Source organism: Pseudomonas sp. NPDC088368 (assembly GCF_044753445.1).
In the GTDB taxonomy this organism is placed as follows: Bacteria; Pseudomonadota; Gammaproteobacteria; order Pseudomonadales; family Pseudomonadaceae; genus Aquipseudomonas; species Aquipseudomonas bambusae.
Genome location: NZ_JBIVNG010000025.1, coordinates 1 through 5,903, shown reverse-complemented (window position 1 = coordinate 5,903; position 5,903 = coordinate 1). Strand labels below are relative to the sequence as shown.

The following is a 5,903-nucleotide window of genomic DNA, read 5'->3' as shown; positions in this document are numbered from 1 at the left end:
AGTATCTTTGGGCAAGTCACACGTGAACTTAGTCCTGAGAAGTTCATGAAGAACGTCTCGATCGCCCCAGAAGTGCTGTAAGGAGATCCGACATGCAAAAGATTCGTCGTGACGACGAGATCATCGTGATCGCCGGCAAAGACAAAGGTAAGCGCGGTAAGGTGCTCAAGGTTCTCGCTGACGACCGTTTGGTCGTTGGTGGGATTAACCTGGTGAAGCGTCATACCAAGCCTAACCCGATGTCGGGCGTACAGGGCGGTATCGTCGAGAAAGAAGCGCCACTGCACGCTTCCAACGTCGCCATTTTCAACGGCGCAACCAACAAGGCTGACCGCGTTGGTTTCAAAGTTGAAGACGGCAAAAAAATTCGTGTCTTCAAGTCGACCCAAAAAGCGGTTGATGCTTGAACACTGCTAGGTAGAAGACCATGGCACGACTGAAAGAGATTTACTGGAAGGAAATCGCACCGAAGCTTAAGGAAGAACTTAAGCTGTCGAACGTGATGGAAGTTCCACGCGTAACAAAGATCACCCTGAACATGGGTCTCGGCGAAGCAATCGGCGACAAAAAAGTCATCGAGCATGCTGTTGCTGACCTGGAAAAGATCACCGGCCAGAAAGTCGTTGTGACCTACGCTCGTAAATCCATCGCTGGCTTCAAAGTCCGCGAAGGCTGGCCGATCGGCGTCAAAGTGACTCTGCGCCGTGAGCGTATGTATGAATTCCTGGATCGTCTGCTGTCGATCTCCCTGCCTCGGGTTCGCGACTTCCGCGGCCTGAATGCCAAGTCCTTCGATGGTCGTGGCAACTACAGCATGGGCGTGAAAGAGCAGATCATTTTCCCGGAAATCGACTACGACAAGATCGATGCCCTGCGCGGTCTGGACATTACCCTGACCACCACTGCTCGTACGGACGAAGAAGGTCGCGCATTGCTGCGTGCTTTCAAGTTCCCGTTCCGCAACTGATTGGAGTAGGACCATGGCCAAGAAGAGCATGAAAAACCGTGAGCTGAAGCGTCAGCTCACCGTTGCCAAGTACGCCACCAAGCGTGCAGCACTGAAAGCAATCATCGTCGATCTGAACGCAAGTCCAGAAGCGCGTTGGGAAGCTACCGTTGCGCTGCAGAAGCAACCACGTGACGCAAGCGCATCGCGCATGCGTAACCGTTGCCGCCTGACTGGTCGTCCGCACGGCGTTTACCGCAAGTTCGGCCTCGGCCGTAACAAGCTGCGTGAAGCTGCAATGCGTGGTGACGTACCAGGTCTGGTTAAAGCCAGCTGGTAAGCCGAACTTCTCGTGTTATGAGGGCAGGTTTCTTCGGAAACCGACCGGCGTAACACTTGAATTGGAATCAAGCCCCTTTTGGGGCTTGATTCGTTTCTGGGGTACGTCTAGAATTGCCGGCTCGCCAGAGCCCGTGTCCGCACGTGGCCGTGTTTTTGTGGCGACAAGCAGTAGCCGTAAGGCTAATTATTTTGTATTAGGAGCGTCTAGCCCATGAGTATGCAGGACCCGTTAGCGGACATGCTAACTCGTATCCGTAATGCCCAGATGGCCGAAAAGCCCGTCGTAAGCATGCCATCCTCCACTTTGAAGGTGGCTGTAGCCAAAGTCCTGAAGGACGAAGGTTACATTGCGGGTTATCAGATCAGCAGCGAAACCAAGCCCTTGCTGTCTATCGAGCTGAAATACTTCGAAGGCCGTCCGGTTATCGAAGAAGTCAAGCGCGTTAGTCGTCCAGGCCTGCGTCAGTACAAGTCCGTCGATGATCTGCCAAAAGTTCGTGGCGGTCTCGGTGTGTCTATCGTCTCCACCAACAAAGGTGTGATGACGGATCGTGCTGCGCGCGCTGCCGGTGTCGGCGGCGAAGTGCTTTGCACAGTGTTCTAAGGGGGGATAAGCATGTCACGCGTAGCTAAGAACCCCGTTAAGTTGCCAGCAGGCGTCGAAGTTAAACTCGTCGGCCAGCAGCTTTCGGTGAAGGGTGCAAAAGGCACTCTGGACCTGAACATTCATTCGTCCGTTGAAATTGTTGAAGAAGCTGGTGAGCTGCGTTTTGCTGCTCGCAACGGCGATCAACAGACTCGCGCAATGGCCGGTACCACTCGTGCGTTGGTAAACAACATGGTCCAAGGCGTAAGCCAAGGCTTCGAGCGTAAGCTCCAGCTGGTCGGTGTTGGTTACAAAGCGCAAGCAAAAGGCACGGTGCTGAACCTGGCCCTTGGCTTCTCGCACCCAGTGGACTACGAATTGCCAGCAGGCATCACCGCTGAGACTCCCAACCAAACCGATATCTTCATCCGTGGTATCGACAAGCAGTTGGTTGGTCAAGTGGCCGCTGAGATCCGCGACTTCCGCCGTCCAGAGCCATACAAAGGCAAAGGCGTGCGTTACGCGGACGAAGTCGTCCGTCGTAAAGAAGCCAAGAAGAAGTAGGGCATAGCAAATGACCGTCAAAAAAGTTACCCGACTGCGTCGCGCTCGCAAAGCACGCCTGAAAATGCACGAACTCGAAGTCGTGCGTCTCTGCGTGTACCGCTCTTCGCAGCACATTTATGCCCAGGTCATTTCGGCCGACGGCAGCAAGGTCCTGGCAAATGCCTCGACTTTGGACAAAGAACTGCGTGATGGCGCCACTGGCAACATCGACGCGGCCACTAAAGTTGGCCAGCTGATCGCTGAGCGTGCGAAAGCCGCCGGTGTATCGCAAGTGGCTTTTGATCGTTCCGGCTTCAAGTACCACGGTCGCGTTAAGGCGCTGGCTGATGCTGCTCGTGAAGGCGGGCTGGAGTTCTAAGTTATGGCAAATAACGACCAAAAACGCGACGAAGGCTACATCGAGAAGCTGGTTCAAGTTAATCGCGTAGCAAAAACCGTAAAAGGCGGCCGTATCTTCACTTTCACCGCGTTGACCGTGGTTGGTGATGGTAAGGGCCGTGTTGGCTTCGGCCGTGGCAAGTCGCGTGAAGTGCCTGCTGCGATCCAGAAGGCAATGGAAGCTGCTCGCCGCAACATGATCCAAGTTGATCTGAACGGCACCACTCTGCAGTACGCCATGAAGTCCGCTCACGGCGCTTCGAAGGTTTACATGCAGCCTGCTTCTGAAGGTACTGGCATCATCGCCGGCGGCGCAATGCGTGCTGTCCTGGAAGTTGCTGGTGTTCAGAACGTTCTGGCCAAGTGCTACGGCTCGACCAACCCGGTCAACGTTGTTCACGCAACGTTCAAGGGTTTGAAGGCCATGCAGTCTCCTGAGTCCATCGCTGCCAAGCGCGGCTTGAACGTTCAGGAGATCATCTGATCATGGCTACCGTTAAAGTTACTTTGATCAAAAGCATGACCGGCCGCATCCCTAACCACAAACTGTGCGTTAAGGGTCTGGGTCTGCGTCGCATCGGTCACACTGTAGAAGTCGCTGATACCCCGGAAAACCGTGGGATGATCAACAAGGCTTACTACATGCTGCGAGTCGAGGGTTAATCGATGAAACTCAATGATCTGAGTCCTGCGCCGGGTTCCCGTCGCGAGAAGCATCGTCCGGGCCGTGGTATCGGTAGTGGTTTGGGTAAGACTGGTGGCCGCGGCCACAAAGGTCAGACCTCCCGCTCCGGTGGCACCATCGCTCCGGGCTTCGAAGGCGGCCAACAGCCGTTGCATCGTCGTCTGCCTAAGTTCGGCTTCGTCTCTTTGAAGGCTATGGATCGTGCAGAAGTTCGCACCTCCGAGCTGGCTAAAGTGGAAGGCGTCGTAACTGTGCAGTCCCTGAAGGATGCCAACGTGATCAACCAAAACGTACAGCGCGTGAAAATCATGCTGTCCGGTGAGGTTACTCGCGCGGTCACCCTCAAAGGTATCGCAGCCACCAAAGGTGCGCGTGCGGCTATCGAAGCAGCTGGCGGCAAATTCGAGGAATAAATGGCTAAGCAAGGTGCTCTCTCAGCGCTCAGCAAAAGCGGCGGGTTGTCCGAGCTCTGGGCTCGTCTGCGTTTTCTGTTCCTGGCGATTATCGTCTATCGGATCGGTGCGCATATCCCAGTTCCAGGTATCAACCCTGACCGGCTGGCGGACCTGTTTCGACAGAATGAGGGGACCATTCTTAGCTTGTTCAACATGTTTTCCGGTGGTGCGCTGGAGCGCATGAGCATCTTTGCGTTGGGGATCATGCCGTACATTTCGGCGTCGATCATCATGCAGCTCATGACCGCTGTCAGCCCACAGCTGGAGCAGTTGAAGAAGGAAGGTGAGGCTGGTCGTCGTAAGATCAGCCAATACACCCGCTATGGCACCGTTGTACTGGCCCTGGTTCAAGCTATTGGCATGTCCATTGGCTTGGCGGGTCAGGGCGTCGCTTTTTCTGCTGATATCGGCTTCCACTTCGTGGCGGTTACCACCTTCGTGGCGGGTGCCTTGTTCATGATGTGGCTGGGCGAGCAGATCACAGAGCGCGGTGTTGGTAACGGTATCTCGATGTTGATTTTTTCGGGTATCGTCGCCGGTCTTCCGAGGGCTATCGGGCAGTCTTTCGAGTCTGCACGTCAGGGTGATATCAACATTTTCGCTCTGGTCGCCATCGGTTTGCTGGCAGTAGCGATCATCGGTTTCGTGGTGTTCATTGAGCGTGGTCAGCGTCGTATCGCTGTTCACTACGCCAAGCGTCAGCAGGGCCGTAAGGTCTTCGCAGCGCAGACCAGCCACTTGCCGCTGAAAGTGAACATGGCTGGCGTAATTCCGGCCATCTTCGCAAGCAGCATCTTGCTGTTTCCGGCTTCGTTGGGTGCCTGGTTCGGTCAGTCTGAAGGTATGGGCTGGTTGCAGGACATCTCGCAGTCGATCGCTCCTGGTCAGCCGTTGAATATTCTGCTGTTTAGTGCAGGGATTATTTTCTTCTGCTTCTTCTATACGGCGTTGATGTTCAATCCGAAAGACGTAGCGGAAAACCTGAAGAAGTCCGGTGCCTTTATTCCGGGTATCCGTCCTGGTGAGCAGTCGGCACGCTATATCGATGGCGTTTTGACTCGTCTGACCATGTTCGGTGCTCTATATATGATGGCCGTGTGCTTGTTGCCCCAGTTTCTGGTGGTGGCTGCAAACGTGCCGTTCTACCTTGGCGGGACCTCGTTGCTGATCGTGGTTGTGGTTGTGATGGACTTCATGTCCCAAGTGCAATCTCACCTCGTTTCGCACCAGTATGAATCCCTGATGAAGAAAGCCAACCTGAAGGGCTACGGCAGCGGCATGCTGCGCTGAAGCACCCATAAGGTTCGAGGAGTTGGTGATGAAAGTTCGTGCATCGGTGAAAAAGCTGTGCCGCAACTGCAAGATTATTCGCCGCGAAGGTGTTGTTCGAGTAATTTGCAGTGCGGAACCACGTCACAAGCAGCGCCAAGGCTGAGTGTGATCTGTGCTAAAAGCCCAGCAGCTAGTGCGCTGCTGGGTTGATTATTTGTTATTACAGCGATATTATCTCGCGCCCTATTTCTTGGCTTCCGGGGCGTAGGTAGCTGTCAATTGGAGTCCCACTGAATGGCCCGTATTGCAGGCGTTAACATTCCAGATAACAAGCATACTGTTATCTCGCTGACCTACATCTATGGTGTTGGTCGCACGACTGCACAGAAAATCTGTGCTACCACCGGGGTTAACCCGGCGGCGAAGATCAAAGATCTGAGCGATGAGCAGATTGAACAGCTGCGTGGCGAAGTCGCGAAGTTCACCACTGAAGGTGACCTGCGTCGCGAAATCAACATGAAAATCAAGCGCTTGATGGATCTCGGTTGCTACCGCGGTCTGCGTCATCGTCGCGGTCTTCCAGTACGCGGTCAGCGTACCAAGACCAACGCGCGTACCCGTCAGGGTCCGCGTAAGGCGCTCCGCTAGTAATCGCGCCAGCGAATCGACAGG

At 54.7% G+C, this 5,903-nt stretch carries 12 protein-coding genes and 1 pseudogene; all 13 read left to right on the top strand.

Going from position 1 to position 5,903, the window contains the following annotated elements:
- Nucleotides 1-81: pseudogene (locus ACIQAL_RS31510) on the top strand (50S ribosomal protein L14); the annotation flags it as partial.
- A gap of 11 nt (nucleotides 82-92) precedes the next feature.
- Nucleotides 93-407, top strand: a complete 315-nt coding sequence (gene rplX / locus ACIQAL_RS31505; protein ID WP_002555478.1) for a 50S ribosomal protein L24 — start codon at nucleotides 93-95, stop codon at nucleotides 405-407.
- Between the two features lie 20 nt (nucleotides 408-427).
- The gene (gene rplE, locus ACIQAL_RS31500) at nucleotides 428-967 is read left to right on the top strand and encodes a 50S ribosomal protein L5 (protein ID WP_037017720.1); all 540 of its coding nucleotides are present in this window, start codon (nucleotides 428-430) and stop codon (nucleotides 965-967) included.
- A 13-nt stretch (nucleotides 968-980) separates the two neighbouring features.
- Nucleotides 981-1,286: a 30S ribosomal protein S14 gene (gene rpsN / locus ACIQAL_RS31495; RefSeq protein ID WP_003228726.1), complete on the top strand. Its 306-nt coding sequence runs from the start codon at nucleotides 981-983 to the stop codon at nucleotides 1,284-1,286.
- A 213-nt stretch (nucleotides 1,287-1,499) separates the two neighbouring features.
- Entirely contained in the window at nucleotides 1,500-1,892 is a 393-nt protein-coding gene (gene rpsH / locus ACIQAL_RS31490) for a 30S ribosomal protein S8 (RefSeq protein ID WP_020290698.1), read from the top strand.
- Nucleotides 1,893-1,904: 12 nt separating this feature from the next.
- A complete protein-coding gene (gene rplF / locus ACIQAL_RS31485) occupies nucleotides 1,905-2,438 on the top strand; it encodes a 50S ribosomal protein L6 (protein ID WP_074758964.1) in 534 nt (177 codons plus the stop codon).
- Between the two features lie 10 nt (nucleotides 2,439-2,448).
- On the top strand, nucleotides 2,449-2,799 hold the full coding sequence (rplR, locus tag ACIQAL_RS31480; RefSeq protein WP_037017727.1) for a 50S ribosomal protein L18: 351 nt from the start codon (nucleotides 2,449-2,451) through the stop codon (nucleotides 2,797-2,799).
- Nucleotides 2,800-2,802: 3 nt separating this feature from the next.
- A complete protein-coding gene (rpsE, locus tag ACIQAL_RS31475; protein WP_062384493.1) occupies nucleotides 2,803-3,303 on the top strand; it encodes a 30S ribosomal protein S5 in 501 nt (166 codons plus the stop codon).
- A 2-nt stretch (nucleotides 3,304-3,305) separates the two neighbouring features.
- Nucleotides 3,306-3,482: a 50S ribosomal protein L30 gene (gene rpmD, locus ACIQAL_RS31470; protein WP_093468886.1), complete on the top strand. Its 177-nt coding sequence runs from the start codon at nucleotides 3,306-3,308 to the stop codon at nucleotides 3,480-3,482.
- Nucleotides 3,483-3,485: 3 nt separating this feature from the next.
- Complete coding sequence (gene rplO, locus ACIQAL_RS31465; RefSeq protein ID WP_037017733.1) at nucleotides 3,486-3,917, top strand: 50S ribosomal protein L15; 432 nt, start codon at nucleotides 3,486-3,488, stop codon at nucleotides 3,915-3,917.
- The gene (gene secY / locus ACIQAL_RS31460) at nucleotides 3,918-5,249 is read left to right on the top strand and encodes a preprotein translocase subunit SecY (RefSeq protein WP_062384496.1); all 1,332 of its coding nucleotides are present in this window, start codon (nucleotides 3,918-3,920) and stop codon (nucleotides 5,247-5,249) included. It begins immediately after the preceding gene.
- Nucleotides 5,250-5,277: 28 nt separating this feature from the next.
- On the top strand, nucleotides 5,278-5,394 hold the full coding sequence (gene rpmJ, locus ACIQAL_RS31455; RefSeq protein WP_002555468.1) for a 50S ribosomal protein L36: 117 nt from the start codon (nucleotides 5,278-5,280) through the stop codon (nucleotides 5,392-5,394).
- A 131-nt stretch (nucleotides 5,395-5,525) separates the two neighbouring features.
- Complete coding sequence (gene rpsM, locus ACIQAL_RS31450; RefSeq protein WP_401152577.1) at nucleotides 5,526-5,879, top strand: 30S ribosomal protein S13; 354 nt, start codon at nucleotides 5,526-5,528, stop codon at nucleotides 5,877-5,879.
- Nucleotides 5,880-5,903: the final 24 nt, after the last annotated feature.

Excerpts from the sequence above, each read along its gene's own strand:
- rplX (WP_002555478.1), top strand. The coding sequence starts at position 93 with ATGCAAAAGATTCGTCGTGACGACGAGATCATCGTGATCGCCGGCAAA.
- rplE (WP_037017720.1), top strand. The coding sequence starts at position 428 with ATGGCACGACTGAAAGAGATTTACTGGAAGGAAATCGCACCGAAGCTT.
- rpsN (WP_003228726.1), top strand. The coding sequence starts at position 981 with ATGGCCAAGAAGAGCATGAAAAACCGTGAGCTGAAGCGTCAGCTCACC.
- rpsH (WP_020290698.1), top strand. The coding sequence starts at position 1,500 with ATGAGTATGCAGGACCCGTTAGCGGACATGCTAACTCGTATCCGTAAT.
- rplF (WP_074758964.1), top strand. The coding sequence starts at position 1,905 with ATGTCACGCGTAGCTAAGAACCCCGTTAAGTTGCCAGCAGGCGTCGAA.
- rplR (WP_037017727.1), top strand. The coding sequence starts at position 2,449 with ATGACCGTCAAAAAAGTTACCCGACTGCGTCGCGCTCGCAAAGCACGC.
- rpsE (WP_062384493.1), top strand. The coding sequence starts at position 2,803 with ATGGCAAATAACGACCAAAAACGCGACGAAGGCTACATCGAGAAGCTG.
- rpmD (WP_093468886.1), top strand. The coding sequence starts at position 3,306 with ATGGCTACCGTTAAAGTTACTTTGATCAAAAGCATGACCGGCCGCATC.
- rplO (WP_037017733.1), top strand. The coding sequence starts at position 3,486 with ATGAAACTCAATGATCTGAGTCCTGCGCCGGGTTCCCGTCGCGAGAAG.
- secY (WP_062384496.1), top strand. The coding sequence starts at position 3,918 with ATGGCTAAGCAAGGTGCTCTCTCAGCGCTCAGCAAAAGCGGCGGGTTG.
- rpmJ (WP_002555468.1), top strand. The coding sequence starts at position 5,278 with ATGAAAGTTCGTGCATCGGTGAAAAAGCTGTGCCGCAACTGCAAGATT.
- rpsM (WP_401152577.1), top strand. The coding sequence starts at position 5,526 with ATGGCCCGTATTGCAGGCGTTAACATTCCAGATAACAAGCATACTGTT.